This is a genomic window from Paraperibacillus marinus (assembly GCF_046237605.1).
Classification (GTDB): Bacteria; Bacillota; Bacilli; order Bacillales; family DSM-1321; genus Paraperibacillus; species Paraperibacillus marinus.
The window spans coordinates 3,907,556-3,933,213 of sequence record NZ_CP143542.1; the positions used below are offsets into that span (position 1 = coordinate 3,907,556).

Annotated in this window: 24 protein-coding genes and 2 riboswitches; of the genes, 5 read left to right on the forward strand and 19 right to left on the reverse strand. The window is 45.8% G+C overall.

Features of this window, described 5'->3' with window-relative positions; translation table 11 throughout:
• Positions 1 to 3: 3 nt before the first annotated feature.
• Both V1498_RS19785 and V1498_RS19790 read right to left on the reverse strand, forming a co-directional pair.
• Positions 4 to 582 (reverse strand): TerD family protein, encoded by a 579-nt coding sequence (locus V1498_RS19785; RefSeq protein WP_409290463.1) that lies wholly within the window; start codon positions 580 to 582, stop codon positions 4 to 6.
• A 35-nt stretch (positions 583 to 617) separates the two neighbouring features.
• Entirely contained in the window at positions 618 to 1,214 is a 597-nt protein-coding gene (locus V1498_RS19790; RefSeq protein WP_409295682.1) for a TerD family protein, read from the reverse strand.
• 270 nt (positions 1,215 to 1,484) lie between these two features.
• Here V1498_RS19790 and V1498_RS19795 point away from each other — a divergent pair, with 270 nt between their 5' ends.
• A complete protein-coding gene (locus tag V1498_RS19795; RefSeq protein ID WP_409295683.1) occupies positions 1,485 to 2,492 on the forward strand; it encodes a hypothetical protein in 1,008 nt (335 codons plus the stop codon).
• A gap of 45 nt (positions 2,493 to 2,537) precedes the next feature.
• Here V1498_RS19795 and V1498_RS19800 read toward each other — a convergent pair whose 3' ends face one another.
• Together V1498_RS19800 and V1498_RS19805 are read right to left on the reverse strand one after the other, a co-directional pair.
• Positions 2,538 to 3,983 carry a S41 family peptidase gene (locus V1498_RS19800; protein ID WP_409295685.1) on the reverse strand — a complete coding sequence of 482 codons (1,446 nt, stop codon included), beginning with the start codon at positions 3,981 to 3,983 and terminating at the stop codon, positions 2,538 to 2,540.
• Between the two features lie 151 nt (positions 3,984 to 4,134).
• A complete protein-coding gene (locus tag V1498_RS19805) occupies positions 4,135 to 4,962 on the reverse strand; it encodes a hypothetical protein (protein WP_409295686.1) in 828 nt (275 codons plus the stop codon).
• 548 nt (positions 4,963 to 5,510) lie between these two features.
• On the opposite strand from V1498_RS19805, the gene V1498_RS19810 reads away from it, so the two are divergent.
• A complete protein-coding gene (locus tag V1498_RS19810) occupies positions 5,511 to 5,663 on the forward strand; it encodes a hypothetical protein (protein ID WP_409295688.1) in 153 nt (50 codons plus the stop codon).
• A gap of 46 nt (positions 5,664 to 5,709) precedes the next feature.
• Here the strand turns inward: V1498_RS19810 and ftsX are convergent, their stop codons facing one another.
• Positions 5,710 to 6,603, reverse strand: a complete 894-nt coding sequence (gene ftsX, locus V1498_RS19815; protein ID WP_409295689.1) for a permease-like cell division protein FtsX — start codon at positions 6,601 to 6,603, stop codon at positions 5,710 to 5,712.
• Complete coding sequence (ftsE, locus tag V1498_RS19820; protein ID WP_409295690.1) at positions 6,593 to 7,279, reverse strand: cell division ATP-binding protein FtsE; 687 nt, start codon at positions 7,277 to 7,279, stop codon at positions 6,593 to 6,595. Before ftsE ends, ftsX begins: the two co-directional genes overlap by 11 nt.
• A 372-nt stretch (positions 7,280 to 7,651) precedes the next feature.
• Here ftsE and V1498_RS19825 point away from each other — a divergent pair, with 372 nt between their 5' ends.
• Positions 7,652 to 8,113: a GNAT family N-acetyltransferase gene (locus V1498_RS19825; RefSeq protein ID WP_409295692.1), complete on the forward strand. Its 462-nt coding sequence runs from the start codon at positions 7,652 to 7,654 to the stop codon at positions 8,111 to 8,113.
• 63 nt (positions 8,114 to 8,176) lie between these two features.
• On the opposite strand, the gene V1498_RS19830 is transcribed toward V1498_RS19825, so the two are convergent.
• The 6 genes from V1498_RS19830 to secA form a co-directional block, all read right to left on the reverse strand.
• Complete coding sequence (locus V1498_RS19830; protein ID WP_409295694.1) at positions 8,177 to 9,016, reverse strand: manganese catalase family protein; 840 nt, start codon at positions 9,014 to 9,016, stop codon at positions 8,177 to 8,179.
• A 146-nt stretch (positions 9,017 to 9,162) separates the two neighbouring features.
• The gene (gene cccB / locus V1498_RS19835; RefSeq protein WP_409295696.1) at positions 9,163 to 9,504 is read right to left on the reverse strand and encodes a cytochrome c551; all 342 of its coding nucleotides are present in this window, start codon (positions 9,502 to 9,504) and stop codon (positions 9,163 to 9,165) included.
• A 102-nt stretch (positions 9,505 to 9,606) separates the two neighbouring features.
• A complete protein-coding gene (locus V1498_RS19840; RefSeq protein WP_409295697.1) occupies positions 9,607 to 10,473 on the reverse strand; it encodes a YitT family protein in 867 nt (288 codons plus the stop codon).
• 316 nt (positions 10,474 to 10,789) lie between these two features.
• The gene (locus V1498_RS19845; protein ID WP_409295699.1) at positions 10,790 to 10,945 is read right to left on the reverse strand and encodes a DUF1540 domain-containing protein; all 156 of its coding nucleotides are present in this window, start codon (positions 10,943 to 10,945) and stop codon (positions 10,790 to 10,792) included.
• A gap of 503 nt (positions 10,946 to 11,448) precedes the next feature.
• Positions 11,449 to 12,550 (reverse strand): peptide chain release factor 2 gene (gene prfB / locus V1498_RS19850; RefSeq protein WP_409295701.1). Its coding sequence is split into 2 segments (ribosomal slippage): positions 11,449 to 12,477 and positions 12,479 to 12,550, totalling 1,101 coding nucleotides; the frame shifts between segments, so codons are not numbered across the junction.
• Between the two features lie 145 nt (positions 12,551 to 12,695).
• Positions 12,696 to 15,209: a preprotein translocase subunit SecA gene (secA, locus tag V1498_RS19855; protein WP_409295703.1), complete on the reverse strand. Its 2,514-nt coding sequence runs from the start codon at positions 15,207 to 15,209 to the stop codon at positions 12,696 to 12,698.
• A gap of 315 nt (positions 15,210 to 15,524) precedes the next feature.
• Here secA and V1498_RS19860 point away from each other — a divergent pair, with 315 nt between their 5' ends.
• The gene (locus V1498_RS19860; RefSeq protein WP_409299384.1) at positions 15,525 to 15,845 is read left to right on the forward strand and encodes a helix-turn-helix domain-containing protein; all 321 of its coding nucleotides are present in this window, start codon (positions 15,525 to 15,527) and stop codon (positions 15,843 to 15,845) included.
• A 134-nt stretch (positions 15,846 to 15,979) separates the two neighbouring features.
• Here V1498_RS19860 and V1498_RS19865 read toward each other — a convergent pair whose 3' ends face one another.
• Positions 15,980 to 16,114: an anti-repressor SinI family protein gene (locus V1498_RS19865; protein WP_409295705.1), complete on the reverse strand. Its 135-nt coding sequence runs from the start codon at positions 16,112 to 16,114 to the stop codon at positions 15,980 to 15,982.
• Between the two features lie 34 nt (positions 16,115 to 16,148).
• Positions 16,149 to 16,235: riboswitch (cyclic di-GMP riboswitch) on the reverse strand.
• Between the two features lie 149 nt (positions 16,236 to 16,384).
• Positions 16,385 to 16,735: a hypothetical protein gene (locus tag V1498_RS19870; RefSeq protein ID WP_409295706.1), complete on the reverse strand. Its 351-nt coding sequence runs from the start codon at positions 16,733 to 16,735 to the stop codon at positions 16,385 to 16,387.
• Between the two features lie 159 nt (positions 16,736 to 16,894).
• On the opposite strand from V1498_RS19870, the gene V1498_RS19875 reads away from it, so the two are divergent.
• The gene (locus V1498_RS19875) at positions 16,895 to 17,230 is read left to right on the forward strand and encodes a helix-turn-helix domain-containing protein (protein WP_409295708.1); all 336 of its coding nucleotides are present in this window, start codon (positions 16,895 to 16,897) and stop codon (positions 17,228 to 17,230) included.
• 57 nt (positions 17,231 to 17,287) lie between these two features.
• Here the strand turns inward: V1498_RS19875 and hpf are convergent, their stop codons facing one another.
• The 5 genes from hpf to flaG all read right to left on the reverse strand — a co-directional run bounded on the left by hpf (position 17,288) and on the right by flaG (position 25,267).
• Complete coding sequence (hpf, locus tag V1498_RS19880) at positions 17,288 to 17,854, reverse strand: ribosome hibernation-promoting factor, HPF/YfiA family (protein WP_409295710.1); 567 nt, start codon at positions 17,852 to 17,854, stop codon at positions 17,288 to 17,290.
• 266 nt (positions 17,855 to 18,120) lie between these two features.
• Complete coding sequence (locus V1498_RS19885) at positions 18,121 to 23,730, reverse strand: OmpL47-type beta-barrel domain-containing protein (protein WP_409295711.1); 5,610 nt, start codon at positions 23,728 to 23,730, stop codon at positions 18,121 to 18,123.
• Between the two features lie 86 nt (positions 23,731 to 23,816).
• Positions 23,817 to 23,909, reverse strand: a riboswitch (cyclic di-GMP riboswitch).
• Positions 23,910 to 24,040: 131 nt separating this feature from the next.
• The gene (locus tag V1498_RS19890) at positions 24,041 to 24,388 is read right to left on the reverse strand and encodes a flagellar protein FliT (RefSeq protein ID WP_409295713.1); all 348 of its coding nucleotides are present in this window, start codon (positions 24,386 to 24,388) and stop codon (positions 24,041 to 24,043) included.
• Positions 24,388 to 24,789 (reverse strand): flagellar export chaperone FliS, encoded by a 402-nt coding sequence (gene fliS, locus V1498_RS19895; RefSeq protein WP_409295715.1) that lies wholly within the window; start codon positions 24,787 to 24,789, stop codon positions 24,388 to 24,390. Before fliS ends, V1498_RS19890 begins: the two co-directional genes overlap by 1 nt.
• Positions 24,790 to 24,913: 124 nt before the next feature.
• A complete protein-coding gene (flaG, locus tag V1498_RS19900; RefSeq protein WP_409295717.1) occupies positions 24,914 to 25,267 on the reverse strand; it encodes a flagellar protein FlaG in 354 nt (117 codons plus the stop codon).
• Between the last annotated feature and the right edge of the window lie 391 nt (positions 25,268 to 25,658).

Consider the following 25,658-nt stretch of genomic DNA (forward strand, 5'->3'; position numbering starts at 1 on the left):
AGATTATACGTTCAAGCCGAAGTCGCGAACAAGTGAAGCCAGTCCGCCCTGGTATCCGCTGCCGATTGCATTGAATTTCCACTCGCCGTTGTGGCGGTATAATTCACCGACCACTACTGCCGTCTCGATGGAGAAGTCTTCGCCAAGGTCATAACGGATCAATTCTTCGCCGTTAGCCGGGTTGAAAATGCGGGCGAATGCGTTGGAAACCTGCCCGAAGTTCTGGCTGCGCGCTTCAGCGTCATGGATGGTGATTGTGAAGGTAATCTTTTCGATATTGGCAGGAACCTGGGATAGGTTGATTTTCACCTGCTCATCATCGCCGTCTCCATCACCAGTCAGGTTGTCGCCTGTATGCTCTACTGCGCCATTTGCCCCTACCAGGTTGTTGAAGAAGATGAAGTCCTTCTCATTGTCACATTTGCCGGAAGCGTTCAATAGGAATACAGAAGAATCCAGGTCAAAGTCATGGCCGCCATCGTATTTGTTAACATCCCAGCCAAGTCCGACTACAATGTTCTGAAGTCCCGGATTTGATTTTGTAAGATCTACTTTTTGTCCTTTAGATAATGAAATAGCCATTATAATTCCCTCACTTTTATTTAAATTTTTTTGAATTAGCGGTAACGGTTAGCAATATCCCCGATTGAAAGGTCGCTCGTTCCCTGGCCGACAGCGGAGAACTTCCACTCTCCATTATGACGGTACAGCTCCCCAGGGAATAGAGAAGTAAGTCCTGAATAATCATCAGACAGATTATACTTGATTAATTCTTCTCCCGTGCTGCTGTTGAAGATGCGGATAAATGCATTCTGGATCATCCCAAAGTGCTGTTTTCTCTGCTTAGCCTGATAGATGTTCACCACAAACAGCAGCTTATGTACATCAGCAGGAACGCTGTTTAAGTCAACAACAATCTGCTCGTCATCGCCTTCGCCTGCACCGGTCAGGTTATCGCCGGTATGCTTGACGCTGCGGCATTTACTCGTCTTGTTGCCAAAATAGATCAGCTTCTTCTGGTCAGTCAGTTTGTCCTGATCGCTGAGCATAAGAACAGATGCATCACAATCCACATCAGCTCCCCCGCCCAGGAGTCCTCCAAACAGACCGCCTTTCTTCACAGGATCCCAGCCCAGGCCGACAGTAATATTGGTCAGTCCGGCACGGCCCTTTGTCAGGTCGATCTTTTGTCCCTTTTGCAATGAAATGGCCATATTGCACTCTCCCTTGTGTTTGGCATTCTTATCTTCTTAAATTCTATCATTTTGGAATTTACAGTTCCAATATATTACACGAAAAGCGCTCAGCCTTCCCTGCATGACTTCGCCTACTGTATACGGCTGGTCCTATAAAAGGTTTCAATTTTTTTTTTGGATGTCCGATTTTTTCACCGTTTTTTCACCGTTGGCGGATAAAGTAGCTATTGTAAGAGGAAACCAACGGGGAAAACACACCAAAACTTCACTATATCAGGAGGAATTCACATGAACAAAAAGAAGCTGGCTGGACTTATCATGACAGGCGCGCTGACGGCGGGAATCATTGGCGGGGCAGGTGTCTCCACATTCGCGGCAACGGAGTCAGGATCAGGACAGGACGCCAATCAGGCAGAAAATGCAAGGGCATCACTTACCAGTAAACAGAAGGCGGAAGCAGACAAGATTTTAAGCAGCCTGAAGGCAGACCTCGGCAAGCTGGGCGTGGGGCTTCCGGAAAAGGGAAAGAAATTTGGCGGACATAATGGCGGGCCTTTCGCTTCCCTCAGTGAGGCCAATAAGGAAAAAGCGCACACGATTATGGACCAGCTCAGGGATGGCAGGATCACGAAGGCTGCGGCGAAGGAACAATTGCAGAAACTTGGGGCGGACCTTCCGGAAAGAGGGAAAGGATTTGGCGGACGTGGCGGCGGACCTTTCGCTTCTCTCAGTGAGGCCAATAAGGAAAAAGCTCGCGATATCATGGAACAGCTGAAGGCTGGCAAAATTACCGAGGCGGCAGCGAAGGAGAAATTGCAGAAGCTTGGTGCCGACCTGCCGGAAGGTAAACGATTCGGCGGGCCTGATGGAGGACCTTTCGCTTCTCTCAGTGAGACCAATAAGGAAAAAGCTCGCGATATCATGAAACAGCTGAAGGACGGTAAGATCACAGAGGCGGCAGCGAAGGAGAAATTGCAGAAGCTTGGTGCCGACCTCCCGGAAGGTAAACGATTCGGCGGACCTTTCGCTTCACTCAGTGAGGAGAACAAAGAAAAGGCGCGCGATATCATAAAACAGTTGAAGGACGGTAAGATCACAGAGGCGGTGGCGAAAGAGAAATTGCAGAAGCTTGGCGCCGACCTGCCGCAAAAAGGCAAAGGCCTTGAAAAAGCACTGAACGGCCTGGATGCCGATACGAAGAAAAAAGCTCAGGCTTTAATTGACAAAGCTGAAAAGCAGCTGGCTGAGATGGGAATTGATCATATTCCATTCAAAGAATTTAAGAAAGCCGAATAACAAATAAAGAAGCCCTCAGGCAGCCTATGCCTGAGGGTTCGTCTTTTATTTAGCGAGATAGCTCAATGCCATCTGCAGCTGCAGATCATGTTCTTCATCCTTCACATATTCCTGCACAGCTGCCACAAGGCCATCGGCCGTCCTGCCGTCGAGAATTCCTGTTTGTTTCAGGTCCTGCTGTGCCTGGAACGCCTTGACGGCAATTTCGGTCCGCAGATCGAAATATCCATCTTCGCGGCCTGTCTCAAAACCAAGGCTGTTCAGCATTTCCTGGGCATGCTTGATCTGCTCGTCGTTGCTGTCTCTTCCAAAAGGTTCCGAAACATCCAGAGGCTGCGAATGGAATGCATCCGGCTGGGCCACCTCAATGGTCGGATCTATGCCCTTTTTATGAATCCAATTTCCTTCAGGCGTCAGCCACTTATACAGAGTCAGCTTGATATTGCTGCCATCCTCCATCGGCACTGCCTGCTGGACGGTCCCTTTTCCGAAGGTGCGCTCGCCGATCAGCTGATAGCCTTCCGCTTCATGCAGCGCCCCTGCGAGGATTTCGGAAGCGGACGCGCTTCCTTTATCAATCAGGACGGCTACTCCGTACGGCTTTTCCTTCCCAAGCGTTGTAAAATACTTTTTGCGGTCACCATTCCGCTTTTGAATCTGGATATACGGCTTTTCCTTTGTCACGAATTCACCCAGAATGGCTTCAACCGATGAAAGCAGGCCGCCCGGATTTCCCCTTACATCAATCACAAGGCCCTTGATCTTTTTATTCTCAAGACTTGCGAGCTCTTTTTCAAAATCCTCGGCCGTATGCTCCGAGAAGGAAGTGAGGGCAATATAGCCTATCTTTTCCCCATTCTGCTCCTTCACCTTGGACGCCACCGTATGAATCGGAATCGTATCGCGTACCATTTTCACAACTATTGGATTGGAAACGCCCGGCCGCTTGATTTCAAGCTTCACCGCAGATCCCTTTTTGCCCCTGATTTTCAGCCGGGTATCATACAGATTCAGGCCCTCCACGCTGTCGCCGTTCACCTTAAGAATCTGGTCGCGCGGCTTCAGGCCGGCCTTCTCGGCAGGTGAATTTTTATACGGGGAAATGATGATGATCTTCCCGTCTTCCTCCCCGATTTCCGTACCGATACCTTCAAAAGATGAATCGAGTGCTTCATTAAATTGCTGAGCTGTTTCCTTATTCATATAGACCGAATACGGATCCTTTAAGGTAGACAGCATCCCCTGGATGGCTCCCTCCTCAAGCTTCTGACCCGTTACCTTCTCCACATAATTATCCTTTATCAGCTGATAGGCCTGATGGACCTTAACAAGGGCCTTCCCCTCAACAGCCGTACCGCTCTGCTGCTCCTTTTGGGGCTCTTTGCCCCATAATTCCCCGCCTCCATACTTCACTCCGCCATACACACCGCCCGCTGCCCCAACAGTCAGCGAAACGGCAGCCGTCAGCGGCACTATCCACTTTTTAGCCATACAAAGCTCCTCTCTCACATCCTAACGAATCTGGTACTTGTCCTTAGTTATATATGAAAGGGGGCTGGGTTTTATGAACAGGTTTGGGGCGGGAGAAACCGAAATGGTTGGCGGCTGTAAATAAAACCGAGCCGGGGAGGGATTGATGCTGCTAGGGCCGGATTTGGGGGGAGCCGGTAAGAATATGTTCTAAAGGAACGATTAGAACCAAAATCGGATGGGATTTCAGCAGAAATGGTTCTAAATGAATGATTAGAACCAAAACCAGATGAGTTCCGGGAAGAATATGTTCTAAAGGAACGATTAGAACCAAAATCGGATGGGATATGAGCAGATTTGGTTTTAAATGAATGATTAGAACCAAAACCAGATGAGTTCCGGGAAGAATATGTTCTAAAGGAACGATTAGAACCAGAATCGGATGGGATTTGAGCAGATTTGGTTCTAAATGAATGATTAGAACCAAAACCAGATGAGTTCCAGGAAGAATATGTTCTAAAGGAACGATTAGAACCAAAATCGGATGGGATTTGAGCAGATTTGGTTCTAAATGAATGATTAGAACCAAAACCAGATGAGTTCCAGGAAGAATATGTTCTAAAGGCACGATTAGAACCAGAATCGGATGGGATTTGAGCAGATTTGGTTCTAAATGAATGATTAGAACCAAAACCAGATGAGTTCCGGGAAGAATATGTTCTAAAGGAACGATTAGAACCAGAATCGGATGGGATTTGAGCAGAGATTTTGGTTCTAAATGATTGATTAGAACCAAAACTAGATGGAATCCGGGAAGAATATGTTCTAAAGGAACGATTAGAACCAGAATCGGATGGGATTTGAGCAGATTTGGTTCTAAATGAATGATTAGAACCAAAACCAGATGAGTTCCGGGAAGAATATGTTCTAAAGGAACGATTAGAACCAGAATCGGATGGGATTTGAGCAGATTTGGTTCTAAATGAATGATTACATCCAAAACTGGATCAAATCAGGGAGGAAAAGGTTCTAAAGGAGCGATTAGAACCAGAATCGGATGGGATTTCAGCAGAAATGGTTCTAAATGAATGATTAGAACCAAAACCAGATGAGTTCCGGGATGAATATGTTCTAAAGGAACGATTAGAACCAGAATCGGATGGGATTTGAGCAGATTTGGTTCTAAATGAATGATTATAACCAAAACTGGATCAAATCAGGGAGGAAAAGGTTCTAAAGGAGCGATTAGAACCAAAATCGGATGGGATTTGAGCGGATTTGGTTCTAAATGAATGATTAGAACCAAAACTGGATCAAATCAGGGAGGAAAAGGTTCTAAAGGAGCGATTAGAACCAAAATTGGTTGGGATTCAAGGAGAAATAATCTTAAATGAATGCCCTGTGCATTCACCCCGGGTGGTTTTACCCGCATAAAGACCTGCCGCTTCCTTTTTCAGTTACACAACGGCTGCTGCATTTGTCAAAAAATTCTATATATACTATAATATTGTAAAAGCAGCAGCTTTTTAGACAAAGGGGGAGTTCTCCATGTTCTGGCCGTTTATCATAATCATTACGCTATTTTTGATTGTGCAGTTTTTAAGGCCTGCGCCTGCCCGCACCCATGAGTTATACGAAACTGATCCGGATCGGATTGTTGAGACTGAACGTGCAAAAACGAATACCCCGTTTAATGGATAAATAGAAAGGGTGAGGCTCCCATAATGGAGCCTCACCCTTTTTCATATTATACCTTCAGGAACTTCCTCACAGACATCATACTTCCCCAGACACCGATGACGGCGCCGAGTGCAAGCAGGATGAGAGAAACCTGCCAGATGAACGGATTTACTTCCAGCAATTCTACGAACTTGATCTGGATCCGAGGTGAAACGAAATCATAGATATAGTGGTAGGCGGCCGCGATGAACGCAACCGGGACTACAGCCCCAAGGACTCCGAGCCAGGCTCCCTCAAGGAAGAACGGCCAGCGGATGAAGCTGTTGGTGGCTCCTACTAATCTCATGATCTCAATTTCTTTTCTTCTGGCAACAATTGTAATCTTAATGGTGTTTGAAATGAGGAACATTGCGGTAAATAATAATCCAAGGATTAAAACAATCCCGATATTACGGGCAACGCTGACCACATCAAACAATTTCTCTACATAACCCTGTCCGTATTTCACGCCTGATACAGACGGATATTTTTCAACGGCCTTCGCTGTTTTGATAACATCAGCCGGTTCTTTCGTTTTGACTACATATACATCGTTAAGCGGATTGTCCTGTTCAAACAGTTCGAATGTCTTGCCGTCTTCGCCAAGCTCTTGGATCAGATTGTTCAGCTCTTTTTCCTTTGGAGAAAAAGTGACGGTACTGACTTCAGGGATCTGTTCGAGTTTCTGTCCGACTAGCTTCTTATTATTTTCGTCTGCGGCTGAATCCAAGTGAACGCGGATCTCTACGTCTTTCTGGACGTTTTCAGCTATATGGTTCAAGTTCATCATCACTACAAAGAATACACCGACTAAAAGAAGGGTTACGGTTACGGCACTGATGGATGCAAAAGTCATCCAGCCATTCCGCGTGAGATTCTTCCCGCTCTCCCTAAAATGGCGGCGAATGGTTCTAAAGCTCATATCCGTATTCACCTCGCTGTTCATCCCGCACAATTTTCCCATTTTCAATGGCTATTACACGGCGTTTCAGATTATTGACTATATCACGGTTATGCGTGGCCATCACGACAGTAGTACCGCGGGTATTGATTTCCTCAAGGATGTTCATGATCTCCCAGGAAGTTTCCGGATCCAGGTTCCCAGTCGGCTCGTCCGCAATGACGACCTGCGGGGAATTGACGATGCTTCTCGCAATGGAAACACGCTGCTGCTCACCGCCGGAAAGCTCGGTCGGAACCATGCGTGCCTTATGCTTCAGCCCAACAAGGTCAAGGACCTCCATTACCCGTCTCTTGATCTCTTTTGGATGCTCTTCAATTACTTCCATGGCAAACGCTACGTTCTCGAAAACGGTAAGCGTAGGCAGAAGCTTATAATCCTGGAATACAACGCCGAGATTACGGCGGAACAATGGAACCTTCGTGGTGCGGAGCTTAGCCAGCTGTACCCCATTCACAACGATGGAGCCGGCAGTCGGCTTTTCTTCTCTGAACATCATTTTTATAAAAGTAGATTTACCTGCACCACTCGGCCCTACTACATAAACGAATTCGCCTTTATTGATCTTGACGTTGATCCCGTTTATGGCAGTGACGCCGTTTGGATAAGTCTTGTACACATTTGACATTTCAATCATGTAAATCACCCGGCCTTTTAGTTTAAAGATTTATTATAAAATTCACCTGAATGGATTGGATGTTGCCAAACAACAAAAAACGACAAAATAAAAGAAAAAGCCACCCTTTTCTTCTTTTGCCTCAAAACATTATAACACTCCTCCATATAAGTTTTAAGGATAATTATGTTACAGTTTCATTTCATTCAAGATACACAGCCCTTGTTGTCATGATTAGAATGGCCTGTTTATTACGTTCTTCCCTGCAGGAAAATGAGACTAAAATTGATAAATGATAAGGATTATTTATGCGGAGCCATAAACATTAAATCATTCCTTTATTGCATCAAGCCGGTTAGCATAGGCAGTACCTGATATTTTGGGGGGATTAGTATGGATGAAGAGATACAGTTCAGACAGGCAGCGGCTGAAGATCTGGACAGCATTGTGGCTATGCTTGCCGATGATGTTTTAGGAAGCAGGCGAGAGCGCTATGAGCAGCCGCTTCCTGAAAGCTACAGGCAGGCGTTTGCAGCCATTGCAGCTGACCCAAATAATGAGCTGGTGGTTGCTGTAGACGGTAAGGAAGTAGTGGGGATACAGCAAATTACGTTCACTCCGTATATCACGCATCAGGGCGGGTGGAGAGCCACTATTGAAGGGGTGCGGACTGCAGCTTCAGCAAGAGGGAAAGGCGTCGGAAGCGCACTTATCAAGTGGGCTGTCCAGCGCGCAGAGGAACGCGGCTGTCATCTGGTGCAGCTGACAACCGATAAAGAGAGACCGGATGCTTTGCGGTTTTATGAACGGCTGGGGTTTAAAGCGACGCATGAGGGTTTGAAACTTAAACTGTAATGGAACATGCAAAAACGCCAGGCTATGTCCCGGCGTTTTTGCATGTTATGTGTTTTCAGTAAATTATTTAAGATTCTTTTTAAGTTCCTCTGCCGGCAGAGTATTGTGTACACTGAGCGGCGCCGGCTCAAGGATTGGCTTAGAACCTTCGATGCGGGGTTCTTCATATTTGTATTCGCCCTGTCCATCAAGGCTTGGTCCGCTTGCCCAGCGGCCGGCTGCTGCCTCGTCGCCCTGTGAGAAGTTATATAGGGTGTACGCGATATCTGTCCGCTCTTTTTCACGCGGGAAGGTACTTGGAACGAGCAGGCCTTCTGCTTCTTCAAGCTCGGCAATGGCAGCTGCCCACTGATTTTGGTGATAGGAGTCACGCGCGATTAATACAGACAGCATGTCCTTGACTCCGCGGTCATCACTCATTTCATACAGCCTTACCGCCTGGAGGCGTCCCTGGGATTCAGCATTCAGGTTGGCACGGAAATCCGCAAGCAGGTTGCCGCTTGAAATAATATATCCTCCCTGCCATGGGTTGCCGACAGAATCAGATGGGCGTGCACCAAGACCTGATACAATAGCATGCTGCGGATTCATCCCGCCCATGATGTTCCCGATGATAGGATCCTTCGCAGCCGCTTCCTGATCTTTTAAAGGAGCTTTGTCCAATAGTCTTGCTACCATGGTTGCCAGCATTTCAATGTGGCCGATTTCCTCTGTTCCGATATCTAAAAGCAAATCCTTATACTTTTCGTTTCCGCGTACGCTCCAGCCTTGAAACAGATATTGCATGGCAACAGACATTTCTCCAAACTGGCCGCCAATCAGCTCCTGCAGTTTTTTTGCATACAACGGATCCGGCCTTTCGGGCCTCGCTTCGAATTGTAGTTCTTTTACATGATGGAACATTCAAAAACCTCCCTGGTTTTTTTTGTCCGGGCTTAGCGCCCTTCGTCTCCTTTTTACCCCAGAGGATTCCTGCAAAACTATTATTTGGATATTCGTGCCAAATAATAAAAAAAGCATCCCCATTACCAGGAATGCTTCTTTCAGGCTTATTTCTTTGATGCCAGCCACTCTGCAACTGCTTTGGCATCCTCGCCTTTAAGGATATTGCCGGGCATTTGCCCTTTGCCATTTTTGATGATTCCTTCAATTTCTTCCTGTGAGTGCTCCGCCCCGACATTGGTCAGTTTAGGGCCGAAACCGCCTTCAAGCTTCTCACCATGGCAGCTAGAGCAGCTCCGCTGAAACAGCTTTTCGCCGTTAGAAGAAGTTCCTGATGTTTCTTCAGAGGACTTTCCGCCGTCTTTCTTTTCACCTGCATTGTCACCGCCGCCGCAGGCAGTCAGGATTAAGCTTGTCCCAAGCAATACGGTCATCAGCTTTTTTTTCATTATCATTCGCTCCTTGGATGGGTGTGCCCCCAAAATTTATACAGGAGGCCACAAAAAGGTCCTCCCGGCTTTCAGGCACGTTCATCTTCCATTATACCTTGCTCACACTCTTTTAAAACCCTCACCCAGCACCTCTGATGCATCCATGACCACAACAAAGGCATTCGGGTCAATGCTTTTCACCAGCAGTTTCAGCTTGATGAATTCTGTCTGATCCACTACGCACATCAGCACAGGCCGCTCGTCATCTGTATAGCCGCCCATTCCTGACAGTTTTGTTACGCCGCGGTCGATTTCATGGATGATGCCGCGGCGGACTTCCGCTTCTTTGGCTGTGATGACCATGGCCATCTTCGATCGTCCGATCCCGACCTGTACGAGATCGATTGTCTTGCTCGTCACATAAAGCCCGATCAAGGCATAAAGGCCGCGTTCAATATCAAAGAAAATGGCAGCCGCAAGGACGATCATTCCATCGATGATAGCGACACATGTCCCAAGGCTGAGACCTGTATATTTATTGATAATCTGAGCCGCAAGATCTGTACCGCCGGTCGAGGCTCCGCCGCGGAACACCACACCAAGCCCCAGGCCGACGCCGATGCCGCCGAACAATGAACCAAGCAGCGGATCTGTCGTCCATGGCTCCCAATCGCTCGTCAGGAAGACCACGAACGGAAGAAAGACCGTCCCGATCAGCGTCTTCGCTCCAAACTGTGCACCCAAGAAAATCAGGCCGGCAATGAACAGCGGCACATTGAACGCCCACTGCACATAAGCGGGTTCCCAGCCAAGAAGCGCATGAAGAATCGTACTGATCCCGCTCACACCGCCGGACGCAATCTTATTTGGAAGCAAAAACACATTAAACGCAATCGCCACCACCGCAGAACCAAACAGCACATATCCAATCTCCAAAAGCTTACCCAAAACCGGGTGCGAAACCTCCGTACCCCTTCTCCTCCGCATACCACATATCCTCCATCATCTATTACAAATAGTATCCATTCAAATCCACAAAACATACTATACCACGCCCCAATGGGGACTGTCCCCTATTCCCCGACAATGGAACACCCGGATACTCAACAACCATTAGGGGGACAGGCCCCATTTCCCGGTCTAAAAAGCTTGGTACGCCGCTGTTCCGCCGGGTGCCAGCCCCTATTTCCCAAGATCCGAACCCCCGGCAGTACTGAACGGAGGAGGGACAGTCCCCCTTTTCCCGGTGAAAACACAAAGAACCGGATGGCTGGCCGCCATCCGGTTCCGCTTGTCATATTTTTTATTGTCTTCGCTCAAAGGTTTTGCATGCTGTTTCTTCAACTGTATCAGCATCGTTATCATCCAGGCCCACGACATAAATAGAGTCAGCAACACATTGATTTCCCTCAGCCCAGTACGTGCACTTCTCAACGTTACACAACACTTCGAGTTTCATAAAATGCATCCTCCTCTTTATCGTTTAATCCATATATCCCCGGATTTGGAAGCTGCTAAACAATTTATTAAGCCCGTCTTTAACAAAAGCAAGCCAACAATTTCAGGAACTTACCGTATCGCCTTAGATAGGCTGTTCAAGGCTTTCTCTTCTCCGCAAAATGAATGCCTGCTGCAGCCGATACCCCAATCGCAATCCCGATCGCAACATGCTCAATTTATATTACAATTACCACACCAGCAATGATTCCCCGCACTACTACCATGCCTTCAGAACCTGGACCATCATTCGGATTTCCCATTACTGAATCGCTCCCCTTTAGCAGGGTTATATCATAATCCCCGGTAAATATGAAACACGGGGTAGACACTCCTTTGATGGGGGACAGTCCCCTATTTCCCAAAGCTGGAACACCCGGCCGCTCACAATCCATGAGGGGGACAGTCCCCCATTTCCCGCCCTCACGAAAAAAAGAAACGGGCAGCTGCCCGTTTCTCGGTTGGTTATGCAAGTTTTGAACGCAGATAGGCATCGATGAAGGAGTCGAGGTCTCCGTCCATGACTCCCTGGATGTTGCCGGATTCGTTTCCGGTCCGGTGGTCTTTGACCATTGAGTATGGATGGAAGACGTAGGAGCGGATCTGGCTGCCCCAGCCGATTTCCTTTTGTTCGCCGCGGATTTCGTCAAGCTCGGCCTGCTGCTGTTCGATTTCACGCTGATAGAGTTTGGCTTTCAGCATTTTCATGGCCTGCTCGCGGTTTTTAATCTGTGAACGCTCAGACTGGCAGGTCACGACGACACCGGTTGGCGTGTGTGTGATACGGACGGCGGAGTCTGTTGTATTGATATGCTGTCCGCCGGCACCGCTCGCACGGTACGTATCGATCTTCAGATCCTCAGTCCGCACTTCGATTTCAATTTCATTATTGAATTCAGGCATAACCTCACATGACACAAAGGACGTGTGGCGGCGGCCTGAGGAATCGAAAGGAGAAATACGGACAAGGCGGTGAACTCCTTTTTCCGCTTTTAGATAGCCATACGCATTATGGCCTTTGATCAGAAGCGTCACACTCTTGATTCCAGCCTCATCGCCCGGCAGGTAATCCAGTGTCTCCACCTTGAAGCCTTTCTTCTCAGCCCAGCGTGTATACATGCGGAGCAGCAAAGAACCCCAGTCCTGGGACTCAGTCCCGCCGGCACCTGGATGAAGCTCAAGGATTGCGTTGTTTTTGTCATGTTCTTCACTGAGCAGCAGCTGCAGCTCAAACTGATTCAGCTGCTCAGTAAGCTCTGTCAATTCAGACTCCAGCTCCGTCCGGAGCTCTTCGTCTTCCTCTTCCTTCACAAGCTCAAATGTCAGGTCTAGATTTTCATACGTCTCGAACATTTCGTTGAACTGAACGACCGCATCCTTAAGGCCGTTCACTTCATTGATGACTCCCTGGGCTTTCTGCTGGTCGTTCCAAAAGTCGGGGTGGGACATTTCATTTTCTAGCTGGGCAATGCGGGCTTCCTTCTCTTCTAAGTCAAAGAGACCCCCTAAAGTCCGCTAATTTCTTAGCTGTTTTCTCAAGCTCGTTACGAATTTCTGATAATTCCATGCCTGACGCACCTCTTTTTTAAAATTTATCATATATAAAGATTCGGTTTATTATAGTAAAAATCTATTATAACGTGTTGGATCGCTTGTTACAAACAGGAAAAAGGCGGTAAACCATGAAAGCTTACCGTCTCTTGCCCAGTTCCTTATTGCAGCTGCCCGTGGCAGTTCTTAAACTTCTTGCCGCTTCCGCATGGACACGGATCGTTGCGCCCGACATCCGCCTTTTTGCGGGAAGGCTGACGTTTAGAGGTTTCGCTGTCTGTTTTAGGATTGACAGCCTGTCCCTGTGCAACCTCCTGGCGCTCGAGGTTATTGCGGATCTCAGCTTTCATGATGTATTTCGCCACATCATCCTCGATCGCCGCAATCATGGCGTCAAACAGCGCGAGTCCTTCCTCCTGATACTCGCGGAGCGGGTCAATCTGGCCATAGGCACGAAGATGGATTCCCTCGCGGAGCTGTTCCATCGTGTCAATATGGTCCATCCATTTGCTGTCAACCGCACGAAGCACGATGACCTTCTCAAACTCGCGCATCTGCTCGTCTGTCAGCTGTTCTTCCTTCTCATCATAGCGGGCCTTGATCTTCTCTAGGATCAGCTCCTGCATTTCATCAGGATCCATACCCCTCAGATCGTCCTCGGCAATATCGCCTTCCTGCAGAAGGTTTCCGTTGATATAGTCGATCAGCCCTGTAAAGTTCCATTCCTCTTCATCCTCATGAGGGGAAATGAACGCCTCAAAGTTCCGGGCAAGGGAAGTCTTGACCATCCGCTCGACGATATCACGCAGATTCTCGCTTTCAAGCACTTCATTTCTCTGCGCATAAATGATCTCACGCTGCTGGCGGAGAACATCATCATACTGAAGCAGCTGCTTACGGGCATCAAAGTTATTGCCTTCAACACGCTTCTGTGCAGATTCAACCGCTCTTGTAACCATTTTGCTCTGGATCGGCTGAGAATCATCCATGCCGAGGCGCGCCATCAGGTTTTTCATATTATCTGAACCGAACCGGCGCATCAATTCATCCTCCATGGAAAGATAGAACTGAGTCACACCCGGGTCTCCCTGACGTCCGGAACGTCCGCGGAGCTGATTATCGATCCGTCTGCTCTCATGGCGTTCTGTACCGACAACCGCAAGGCCGCCGAGTTCCTTCACGCCTTCGCCAAGCTTGATATCTGTACCGCGTCCCGCCATGTTTGTGGCGATAGTCACAGCACCCTGCTCACCGGCATGGGCGATGATTTCCGCCTCGCGTCCATGATTCTTCGCGTTCAGGACATTATGTTTTACACCTTTTCGTGTCAAAAGGGAAGAAATCAATTCAGATGTTTCAATCGCTACCGTACCGACAAGCACCGGCTGGCCCTTTGCATAGCGTTCCGCGATTTCCTCAACCACCGCATTGAATTTCCCTTCCATCGAAGCATAAATCAAATCGGCGCGGTCATCCCGGACAATGTCACGGTTCGTCGGGATCGCAATTACCTGCATATTATAGATGTTGCGGAATTCTTCTTCCTCTGTCTTCGCTGTACCGGTCATCCCCGAAAGCTTCTCATACATCCGGAAATAGTTCTGGAAAGTGATCGTCGCAAGCGTCATGCTTTCATTCTGGATTTCCACGCCTTCCTTGGCTTCAATAGCCTGGTGGAGTCCGTCACTGTAGCGGCGTCCCTTCATAAGCCGGCCGGTGAATTGGTCGACGATGACAATTTCCCCGTCCTGAACCACATAATCCACATCAAGCTGCATGCTGTTATGCGCCTTCAAGGCCTGATTGATATGGTGATTCAGTGTTACATGGGAAATATCGAATAAGTTATCAATGCCAAATGCGCGCTCAGCCTTTGTAATTCCATCCTCAGTCAGCTGCACGCCCTTGGTCTTCTCATCATAATTAAAATCAACATCCTTCTTCATCGTGCGGACGAACGCATTCGCCTGGATGTAAAGCACATTCGATTTTTCGGCCGTACCTGAAATGATCAGCGGCGTACGCGCCTCATCAATCAGGATCGAATCGACTTCATCGATGACGGCATAATAAAGCGGGCGCTGTACTTTCTGTTCCGTGTAAAGCACCATATTGTCACGCAGATAGTCAAAGCCAAGCTCATTGTTTGTGCTGTAGGTAATATCGGCAGCGTATGCTTCCTGCTTTTCTTCCTTCGTCATGCTGTTCAGGTTCAGCCCGACAGACAGACCTAAGAAATTGTACAGCTCGCCCATTTCCGTCGCATCACGGCTGGCCAGGTATTCATTCACTGTCACCACATGCACGCCTTTGCCTGTGATGGCATTCAGATAAACAGGCATGGTGGAAGTAAGGGTCTTACCTTCACCGGTTTTCATCTCGGAAATATTACCGTCATGCAGCGAGACACCGCCCATCAGCTGGACGCGGAATGGATACATCCCAAGCACGCGGCGGGAAGCCTCGCGGACAACCGCAAATGCTTCAGGAAGCATGCTGTCAAGCTTCTCGCCCTTTTGGAAGCGCGCCTTGAACTCCTCCGTCTTGGCTCTCAGATCAGCATCTGACAGACGCTCCATATCCGATGCCAGTGCTTCTATTTGATCCGCCTGTTTCTCCAGGCGTTTTACTTCACGTTTATTCTGGTCAAACACTTTATTTAAAATCCCCAGCATGAAAAGCGCTCCTCTTTTATAAAAGTAAATGAGCCCAGGCATTCGGGCATCCCTTGATGAAAATATTTAATAAGAAAGAATTCGCCAAGAAACAGGAATATCCTTTACTAAACTTCATAGATACTATCTCTAATTTTACCACTTCTGATTCAGTGGTACAACTTAACGCAAAATAAGTCCTTTTCCCCTGTGAAAAAGTCATAAAAGCACTAGGTAATTGGCAAAAATTATAGTACTATAAATTATATAAATCATCTGGTATACAACTAATTATTTCTAATATATAAAAAAAGCCTTCAGGATGTGAGATTCATGATGATCGGAGACCGCGTTAAAAATATCAGAAAAGAAAAAAGAATGTCCATGTCCGAGTTAGCGGAGAAGGCAGGCGTGGCGAAGTCTTACTTAAGCGCACTGGAACGCAATCTTCAGTCCAATCCGTCCATTCAATTTCTGGAAAAAATTGCGGGAGTTCTCCAGGTTCCCCTGGATTATCTGTTATATGATTATCCTGACAAGGAGACCCTCGATGCCGACTGGATGAAAATTGTCCAGGAAGCCATGAATTCAGGGGTGTCAAAGGATCAATTCCGGGAGTTTATCGAATTTAATAAATGGAGAGCAAATCGAGATTAGGGGCAAGATGCGTATGCATCTTGTTTTTTTGTGCAGAAGCACAGGAGGATGCATCATGACCCTTACAAAGGCAGCCTGAAGCTCAGGCTGTCTTTGTAAGGGCAGGTTTTGGACTCAAGATCTTTCGGATCACATTAAATCACTTTCGCCTTTTCCTGAGTTATCCTGATGAATTCACGAACTTCTTCTTTCTCTATTCCCAGCTTTTTTGCCTGAAGGAGCAGCTCTACCCATTCCTGGTCCAACTCGTGATTTATGATTTTTGACATCAAACCTATAACCCTCCCAAAATACCTGTGTATTTCAGGCAGCCCGGCCGTCGTAGCAGACAGCTGCCTTAGACCCGTGACTTTGCGTCCCTGCTTTTCAACAGGTTTGCCTTTTTCTGCCTATCAGATGAATAAGTACATTATATCGAAGGATTACTTTGAAATTTGTTGTTTTCTGTCAGTTAATTTTAGAATTTTCAATCTTTTTCCTGCAAAAACCTCCAAATTGGGAGGAAATAGGCGGTTAAAATAGGTTTTTCAATCGGATGATTACAAAATTCTTTTACTTTTATTTTTCTCTGAGCCAAGAACAGGAAAGCGGCGGAATCCGGCTTCTGCCTTTTCTAGGGCTACGGCATCAAACAGCCGCTGATTGGTCAGATCCGTCCCGCAGACCGGACATAGCCAGCTCCCTGACTCTGAACAGCTGAATGACGGCCGATGGCATTTATAGCAATTTTTCCGATACACGTCTGTCCCTCCTGCCTGAACTTTACTCTTCCTGTTCTTTTTACTTTCTTCCTGAATGGCTGCCTTCATGCGCTGTTCGCCGGAAGCTGATAGAAACCACTGGACGTTCGTTTTAAAGAACGATATAGTTTTAGTATAGTTCACAAGCACCAGGGATTTAAATCCTTGAAATAGATTGAATTTTCTTGATAAAGAACGTTTTTCATTCTTTATCTGGCAATCTCTCTGTTTTTCTTAGGATATTAATTTTTTATAGAACATTTCGTTCTGTATAATAAACAAAAAGGGCAAAAAAGGGGCTAATAACCTATGATTTCAGAAAACTGCAGGCGCCTGCGGCAGGAAAGAGGATATTCGCTTGGCCAGCTGGCTGAAATGACTGGGATTTCCAAGTCTTATTTGTGTTATATAGAAAAGGGAGATCAGCAGAATCCGTCCATAAAAGTATTGACGAAGATTGCCAGGGCGCTTGGCTGCAGCGTGGATGAATTAACAGGAGAAGCCACGGGTGAAGCCTCCCTTGATAAGGAATGGGTGGATTTGATTATCCAAGCGCGTAAACAGGGAATGAGCAAAGAGGAATTTAAGCTGTGGCTGGAGTTCAGTTTATTCCGAAAGGTACATGACAGCGGCAGGGAAAAATAGATGAGACACTAGAAAAGCCTGGCTCCCCAAGGGAACCAGGCTTTTCTATCATTCTATTTAACTCGGTTCAATCAGCCCATACCTGCCGTCGTTCCGCTTATACACGACATTCGTTACATTTGTCTCGGCATTCGTGAAGACGAAGAAGCTGTGGCCGAGCATATTCATCTGAAGGATGGCTTCCTCGCTGTCCATCGGCTTCAGGTCGAAGCGCTTGTTACGGACAACTTCGAGGTCATTGTCTTCTTCAAGATCCACGACCGCCGCACTTGCTTCGGCTTCGCTTTCCCTTGATACGAACATATCCTGGATGCCGCCTTTTTCGCGGACCTTCCGGTTGACCTTCGTTTTATGCTTGCGGATCTGCCGCTCTAATTTATCAGTAATCAGGTCGATGGCTGCATACATATCGCCGTTTGATTCCTCAGCCCGGAGGACCAGGTCGGACATCGGGATGGTCACCTCAACCTTGGTGGATTTATCATTATACACCTTTAAATTAACATGCACATTTGCATTTGGAGTGTCATTAAAATACCTCTCTAACTTGCCAATCTTCTTCTCTACATAATCCCGCAAAGCTTGAGTTACTTCAATGTTTTCACCACGAACGTTATAATTCATAGATGAATCCTCCTTTATTAAGGTATACCTATAAGTTCTACGATACCCTTTACAAATCCTTCATAAACTAATAAAAAATTTGTCGAAATTATGTAGTTTCTTCCAAAGTTTAGATAGATGAAAGGGTTATATTCATTATAATTAAGGAGTTGTTCAAAAATGCCGGATAAAAGAACTATTTTTTCGAATGTCGAATTTCCTTTATTCAATCCGGTTGACCACCATAATAAAAGGCCCTCCTGCTTTCACGGAGAGCCTTCATTTTTTTATTTTTGAACCTTTACAGTCGTACTTCCAATTACTAAATACCCGTTTACTTCACTCCGAAGTTCCACTCTTACTTCTGAAGCGTTCCAGTCGAAATCTGATCGTTCAAATTTGAACTGGCCGTTTTTCGCTTGGTTGTAATATCCATTATTGCTGTTTAGAGCTTTTACTTTGTTAAGTGCAGTACGGTCTAAATTCATTTGGCCGTTCACTCCGGCAGGAAGCTCTGCTCTCACGGTAAATATTCCTTTGTTGCCTTTGATTACCTTTGGCGTTACTTCTATTTCTGCCCCTATATAAACTGACAGCGTGTATTTTTTCAGTGCAGCATTTCCCGCTTCATCTGAAGCTGAAATGATTATTTCATACTTACCCGGCTTATTAAAGGAAATCTCCTCTCCTTTTTGAAGGCTGCGGACTGCAGCTGCTCCAGGCTCAAGAATGGTCAATTTCTGTTCTTTAACCCCTGATAGCTCATCCGTTACCGTATAGGATGGGGTTAGTCTGCTGCCGAGTTCATAAAGCCCCTCCAGTTCAGCAGTAATGTCAGGAGCCGATTTATCAATTTTGACCACAGCTGTTTGAACTTCTTCTTTGTTTCCTGCCTGATCTACGGAGTAGTAAGAAATTTTGTGAATCCCTTCAGCAGTAATATTGGAGTCATCGCCGGAAATATATGGCGAGCCGTCAATAGAATAATAGGTTTTCTCTATTCCGCTGTGCTGGTCAACACCTGACAGAACGATCTGGAAGTTTTCTTTAATCCATATGTCAGGTGCGTTATCGCCAGTCGACGGTGCGGTTTTATCCACTTTTACTTCGATTGAACGGGCACTCTCTTTATTGCCTGCTAGATCTATAGAATAGAACGAGACGGTATGGATTCCTTCTTCCTTCACAATAAGACTGCTACCCTCTATATAATCTTCTCCATCAACCGAATAGAAGGTTTTAGCCGTTCCGCTTCCATTGTCTGCTGGCAGCAGTTTTACTTCAGCATCACTATTTACCCATCCATCTGGAACGTCAGCTGATGTCACCGGAGCTGTCATATCAATTTTTACTGTAGTTGTTTTTGGATCTTCTTTGTTTCCTGCCTCATCAGCTGAATAATAAGAAACGGTATGAACCCCCTCCTCATTAATTGCGATGTTTGTACCTTCTTTATATTCAGAGCCATCAATAGAATAGAAGGTCTTCACTGTGCCGGACAGATTATCATGAGTATGAAGCACAATCTGCGCTCCCTCGTTCAGCCAGCCATTTTCTACATCGGCTTCTGTAACCGGTGCAGTTTTATCGATTTTTACTGCTAGAGTTTTTACAGCCTCTTTATTACCAGCTTTATCTACTGAATAATACTCTATGCTATTGATGCCTTCCGAGCTGATCAGCAGGACATCGCCTTTTTCATACTCTGAGCCGTTCATAGAGAAATACGTAGCCGACACTCCGCTCTGTTCGTCAGAAGCACTGAAATGAACCTCTGCGTCTGTATTTACCCAGCCTTCAGGCCCGCTCACCGAGGTTACTGGAGAAAGGCTGTCTATTTTAACAGTGATCGTCGCTGCGTTTTCCTTATTGCCGGCATGATCCACCGAGTAGAAAGAAATTTCATTTGTTCCGTTTTTATCAATTATTAGTGAATTTCCCGCTTTGAAATCAGAGCCATTCACTGAATAAAAGGTTTCAGCTGTTCCGCTATTGTCGTCAACGGAGGAGAATACAAGCTCCTTTTGACCCTTTTGCCATCCCTCAGGTTCAATAACGCTTGTTACAGGCGCCGTCTTATCGATCTTTATATATATCGTTTTGGGCTGTTCCTGGTTCCCTGCTTTATCAATAGAATAATAGGCCACCTTCGTAACGCCTTCACGTTCAATTGAAACGGCAGTTCCTTCCGCATAAGGGCCTTCTCCTACGGAATAGTAGGTTTTGGCTACTCCCGTTTCATTATCAGAAGCAGTTAAAGTAACCGTCTGGTTTTGGGCGGTCCACTCTGTGACAGCTTCCGCTTTAGTGACAGGAGCTTCAGTATCGATAATCAGCTTGGCCATCACCACATTTGATGGTTCAGATTCACCAAATGAATTACTGAAGGATGTTACATAATATTCATGGTTTCTATATGTTAAATTTTGCAGCGTGTAGGACAGATTATTTATATTTTTGGCAATCAATACTGGTTTTCCGTCTACCACTTCATAAATATTATAGCCGTTCGCATAGGTAGCAAAGCTCCAGCTGATCCGGGCGCTCGCTGCCCCGGTCACTGCTGCTGACGCTGCCGGCGGCTGCATGATTGGATATACAATCGTTTCGTTCAACTGAGCTGAAACAGCCGATTCACCAAACCTAGTGTTATAGGCTGTTACTACGAAGGAATGAGTTTCTTCGGTCAGGTTATATACCTTATAAGTCAGTGCCGTTCCTTTGTAGAGAAGTTCACGCCCAGCATCTGTAACCTTATAAATTCTGTACTCATTTGCCCAATTCACGGAATTCCAGGTCAATGTCATATTATTGGCGTTGAACACGGTTCCCTTCAGTTCCGGCGACGGGACAACCGGCCATGTCAAAGCAAAAGCGATGGACGAAACTTCTGGCGATTCACCAAAGCGGTCGCTATAGGACGTCACTTCATAGCTGTAATTACCTTCAGGCATGTTCACAAATGTATTTGCTGTACCAGCTAAGGTTTTTACCAGCTTCCGTTCTCCGCCTGCTATTTGATAGATTCTATACCCCGATGCAAATGTGGCTGCCGTCCATCTTAAAGTAATATCATTTCCGTTTACAATCGTTTGGGTAAGATTTGCCGGCGCCTGCATAACTGGAAACACAAGTGTAAATGCAGCCGGGCTGCTTGCAGCAGATTCACCAAAGCGGTCGCTGTAGGCAGTCACTGTAAATTCATAATCGGCTTCAGGCATGTTTGTGAAAGTGGACGAAGTACTTGCAACTGTTCTTTTTAGTATTTTTTCTCCATTCACAATTTGATAGATTTTATAGCCCGAAGCATACGTTACAGCATTCCACTTCAGGGTGATATCATTGCCGGATGTTATAGTGTGCGTGAAATTTGCCGGTGCCTGCAAGTCCGGCTTGGACAGATCAACAGTGATCCGCGCTGCCTCAGCAGACTCACCATATCGTGTGCTCACTGAAGTCACATCAAGGGTGTACGATCCGGTTTCCAGGTTTGTAAGAGCAAATGATGGTGACGTTACATTTTTCTTGAGAATTCTTTCGCCATCTTTTACTTCATAGATATTATAGGAATTAGCGTAAGTGACACTGTTCCACCTTAATGAAATGTCATTTCCATTCACGATGGAGTATGTCAGGTTTTGCGGCTTCGCCATGTCTGGATGGGTCATTTTAAAGGAAACAGCAGTCCCTTCTGGCGATTCTCCTAATAAGGTTGAAACAGAGGTGATATAAAACTGCAGATCCCCTTCAGGCAGATTGCTTAAGAAGGCGCTTGTCCCGCTGACCGTGGCCTTCCAGATCTTCTCACCGTCTATCATCTGATAGACCTTGTAGCTGGAAGCATACTGGGCAGCTGTCCATTTCAGTGTTACATCATTTCCATTGGAAATAGTATAGGCCGGGCTTGCCGGGGGCTGCATGGTCTGTCCATTCAAGGTTACCTCGACAGCGCTGCCTTCTTTGGATTCACCAAATCTTGATGAATAGGAATATACTTCATAGCTGTACTCACCAGGCAGCATATTCGTGTAGCTGATGGAAGTCCCGGCAACAGTGCTTTTTAATGTTTTCTGCCCGTCTGTAATTTGATAAACTTTGTAGCTTGCTGCATATTCAGCCGGTTTCCAGCTTAACGAGAATTCAGTAGCACTCTTTATAGTCGGTGTTACTTCTGCCGGTGGAGCCATAACCGGAAGAGTAAGCTCTAATTCTGTTTTCGCTGGCTCTGTTGACTCTCCGAATCGCGAATTATAGGCGGCAACTTCGTATGAGTAAGTGCCAGCAGGCATGTTGGAGAAAGTAACAGAGGTTCCTGCAGGGCTGCTTTTTAATACTCTTTGCCCGTTTACAATCTGATAGACCTTATATCCTGCTGCGTTCGGTACAGGAGACCACGTTAAGTTGATGTCATTTCCATTCAAGACCTTATTTGCCAGGCCGGCTGGAGTGGCCATGGCATAAGCTTCGATCTGGACATCTACTGCATTGCCTTTTTCTGACTCACCAAACTTGGTGCTTACCGAATGGACTTCATAAGTATAGTCACCGGCAGGCATATTGGTGTAAGTGACGGTTGTCCCGGTTACTGTACTCTTTAAAACTTTTTCGCCGCCCGTAACTTGATATATCTTATAGGATGTTGCGTTTGGGGCTGCTGTCCAGCTTAATACAATGTCGTTAACATTTTGCAGCTTAGAGGAAAGGTTAGCCGGAGGATCCATTATGACTTCTCCAACCGTCACAGTCACAGCACTTCCCTCTGATGTGCCAAATCGGTCGCTGTAAGCATAAACCTTAAAGGTATGCTCCCCGGCCGCCTGGTTGGCTAAGGTAACTGATGTGCCTGTCTGGGTCTTCACCAATTCCTCCTGGCCATCTATCACCTCATAAACTTTATAGCCAGAAGTATTTGCTGATGCTGACCAGCTGAGTACGATGTCATTCAGATTTTGGATCCTGGCTGTAAAATTAGCTGGTGCAGCTAATGTAATCTGGCTAACCGTTACATTCAGGGCTGCGCTTTCGGAGGATTGCCCAAAACGATCACTGTAGGAGTAAATCTTATAAGAATAATCTCCTGCTGCCTGATTGGTAAGCTTAAGGCTGGAGCCATTAACTGTCTGCACAAGCTTCTCTTCGCCATCGGTGACCTGGTAAACCTTATAGGCAGCTGCATAGCTTACGGACTGCCAGCTTAGCGTTACATCATTTCCATTACTGATGGTAAAGGATGCACCTGCCGGCTTAGCCATTTGCGGATGAACCAGTGTCATGTCAATTTCCTTTGACAGGCTGGACGTTCCATACAAACTATTTACAGCCTCAACAGCATATTTATAGTTTCCTTCCGGTGCATTTAAAATGGTATATGTCCTTGAAGGAGCAGTGACTGCTTTAACCAGCGTTCTGTCGCCTGATTCTGAAAGTTGATATACATTATAGATGTGCGCATATTGGGAAGCAGCCCAGCTAAGCTCTATATCATTTCCATTTTTAATGGTGTAAGCCAGATTTTGGGGAGCCTGCATTTCCGGGTACGCTACGTCGACACTGACTGGTGCACCCGGGCCCGATTCCCCGGCAGAGCTTAAGGTGGCGACCACATATTGATGATGCCCTTCCTTTAGATCCTTTAAATTATAACTGGTGGCTGTAGAAGTGCCGAGCCTGAGGAGCTGGCCATCCTCTATTGAATAAACCACATATCCTCCCGCCCCAAAAACCGCACTCCATGTAAGGTTTCCGTCGCTTGGGGAAGTCTCGCTGTAGGCCAGATTGCTCGGCGGCAGCAAAGTGCCGCTTTCCGCTGCCAGCACAGCGCTAGCCGGAACAAGCAGCTGGTACACAAGCAGCACCAGGGCCAGAAACAATGAATATCTGTTAATCGTCTTCTTCATGAAATAGTCCCGCCTTCTTTTTTTGTGAAAAAGGACAAAAATAAAGAACCTTATACAAGGTTCACAGAGCTGCTGCTATGTATCCTTGCGGCAACCGGCTGCCATCCTCCAGCATTGGCTGCAGGGTAAGGCCCTTGGCTTTGCGTCCCGCGGTTTCCCGAGGTTTGCCTTTTTCACTAGTATTTTCCTACGTCTTATTTACTATTTTAATAGGGATTCAGAGTTGCAGGAATAGGTCAAAATAACTATATTATGACTTTTTTAGTTCTTGTTTACTAAAATAAAAACAGCCCTCAGGCGGGGCTGCAAATTATTTCCGTTTATCATAGAAATAGCCATCGGTGGCCAATCCTTGATATGGATTGATATACTTCTGGCTGCCGAGCTTTTTCTGCTGCAGTTTTTTAATGTCCTGCTGTATTTCTCTCTTAATTTGAGCCATCTTGTCATTTACCTGCTTTTCGAGACCAATCAGCAGCAGGCCCGTCGTTTTTTCTTCATCAGAAAAAGGCGCTGTGGCTGCTGCAAGAAGCGACTGCCGCTCTTCTAGGATCCTCTCAATCTCAGTAACCTGTTCTTCCCGTTTCTCTTCTGTGGATGTTTGCATAAGGTCTATAAGCTTCAGGGAAAGATTGCGATATGGCAGCAGGCGGTTCATTAGATGGACCCGCCCTGCGTGTATTGTTTCTGGCGGTTTGTCTGGATGACCTGTTTCCATGTATCGCGGAATTCTGTGATGAGGGATTCTACCTCATCGAGAATGCTAATATCATTTTTTATATTAGCTTCTATCAGACGGTGGTTCATATAGTCATACATAGTCATCATATTTTGTGAAACTTCCAGTTCCATATTTAATGTGACCATTAATTCCTGAATGATTTTCTGCGCCTTCTGGAGATTTGTATTTTTCGCTTCTATTTTCTTATTCTCAATGGCCGTTTTTGCCTGGTGGATAAATTTGATACATCCGGTGTATAGCATTAAGGTAAGCTCGCCCGGCGAGGCAGTATTGACGCTGTTATTTTGATATGCCTGGTAAGGATTTTGCAATGCCATTTATAGATCTTCCTTTCCTATTACTCTCCGATAAAACGCTGTAATTTTCGCTAGCAGTTGCCTTCGACATGATTAAAACGGGCTTCCACCACTGATTCTTAAGAGTCATCAAGATTTCACCTGATTATATTTTTTTATCCATGATAATACCTAAATATTGTTCCATTTGAGCAAATACATCTAACATTTTTTTAGGCGGAATTTCTTTAATTAACTCGTTCGTTTGGCTATCTACTATCGTGACGTAATACTCATGCAATTTTTCATGAAACTCAAACTTGAGAGCAGTATGGTTTAAAAACTGATTTAAACTGTTAACCATATTATTCAACTTTTCTTCGGTTAATTCATTTTTAATGTCTTTCTTACTTTCTAAAACATCTGGCTGTTCTTCATTTACCTGAGAACTTTCTTTACCGTTATACTCTGTTGGTCTAGTTGAGGTAGGAGAAAGATTATTTGAAAGGCGCTCAATCATAAATTTATCCTCCGAAATTAAAAAATTACATTATAGTTTCTTTATCGGACGCACTACCATTTTCTTAATATAAAAATTTTCCAGTATAAAAAGAAATTTTATCTTTAACCCAATCTATAAATTAACACTCGCCTAATAACTATATGGGCTAACCAATTAAACGGCGTTTCATTTGATCGTGCCTCATTTTCTAATTTGTTTTCAGTAATTTCGACCTTTATTGCAGGATCTTAGTCAACTTAACATATCTAGAAAAGTCATTATAAATTTCTTGTCTGAAATTCCAAAGAGATTTATGGTTTTTCTATATTTTACTCCTTATACTTTTATTTAAAAAAATACATAATTTGCCGATAATATTATAGAGGTATGACTTTATCGATTTATTAGT

Coding starts and splice junctions, on each gene's coding strand:
- fliS (WP_409295715.1), bottom strand. CDS start 24,789: ATGGCATTGCAAAATCCTTACCAGGCATATCAAAATAACAGCGTCAAT.
- V1498_RS19840 (WP_409295697.1), bottom strand. CDS start 10,473: ATGCGGAGGAGAAGGGGTACGGAGGTTTCGCACCCGGTTTTGGGTAAG.
- V1498_RS19875 (WP_409295708.1), top strand. CDS start 16,895: ATGATTTCAGAAAACTGCAGGCGCCTGCGGCAGGAAAGAGGATATTCG.
- V1498_RS19825 (WP_409295692.1), top strand. CDS start 7,652: ATGGATGAAGAGATACAGTTCAGACAGGCAGCGGCTGAAGATCTGGAC.
- V1498_RS19800 (WP_409295685.1), bottom strand. CDS start 3,983: ATGGCTAAAAAGTGGATAGTGCCGCTGACGGCTGCCGTTTCGCTGACT.
- V1498_RS19845 (WP_409295699.1), bottom strand. CDS start 10,945: ATGAAACTCGAAGTGTTGTGTAACGTTGAGAAGTGCACGTACTGGGCT.
- V1498_RS19785 (WP_409290463.1), bottom strand. CDS start 582: ATGGCTATTTCATTATCTAAAGGACAAAAAGTAGATCTTACAAAATCA.
- V1498_RS19860 (WP_409299384.1), top strand. CDS start 15,525: ATGATCGGAGACCGCGTTAAAAATATCAGAAAAGAAAAAAGAATGTCC.
- V1498_RS19810 (WP_409295688.1), top strand. CDS start 5,511: ATGTTCTGGCCGTTTATCATAATCATTACGCTATTTTTGATTGTGCAG.
- V1498_RS19885 (WP_409295711.1), bottom strand. CDS start 23,730: ATGAAGAAGACGATTAACAGATATTCATTGTTTCTGGCCCTGGTGCTG.
- ftsX (WP_409295689.1), bottom strand. CDS start 6,603: ATGAGCTTTAGAACCATTCGCCGCCATTTTAGGGAGAGCGGGAAGAAT.
- V1498_RS19890 (WP_409295713.1), bottom strand. CDS start 24,388: ATGAACCGCCTGCTGCCATATCGCAATCTTTCCCTGAAGCTTATAGAC.
- V1498_RS19865 (WP_409295705.1), bottom strand. CDS start 16,114: ATGTCAAAAATCATAAATCACGAGTTGGACCAGGAATGGGTAGAGCTG.
- hpf (WP_409295710.1), bottom strand. CDS start 17,854: ATGAATTATAACGTTCGTGGTGAAAACATTGAAGTAACTCAAGCTTTG.
- V1498_RS19830 (WP_409295694.1), bottom strand. CDS start 9,016: ATGTTCCATCATGTAAAAGAACTACAATTCGAAGCGAGGCCCGAAAGG.
- V1498_RS19790 (WP_409295682.1), bottom strand. CDS start 1,214: ATGGCCATTTCATTGCAAAAGGGACAAAAGATCGACCTGACAAAGGGC.
- cccB (WP_409295696.1), bottom strand. CDS start 9,504: ATGAAAAAAAAGCTGATGACCGTATTGCTTGGGACAAGCTTAATCCTG.
- secA (WP_409295703.1), bottom strand. CDS start 15,209: ATGCTGGGGATTTTAAATAAAGTGTTTGACCAGAATAAACGTGAAGTA.
- ftsE (WP_409295690.1), bottom strand. CDS start 7,279: ATGATTGAAATGTCAAATGTGTACAAGACTTATCCAAACGGCGTCACT.
- V1498_RS19795 (WP_409295683.1), top strand. CDS start 1,485: ATGAACAAAAAGAAGCTGGCTGGACTTATCATGACAGGCGCGCTGACG.
- flaG (WP_409295717.1), bottom strand. CDS start 25,267: ATGATTGAGCGCCTTTCAAATAATCTTTCTCCTACCTCAACTAGACCA.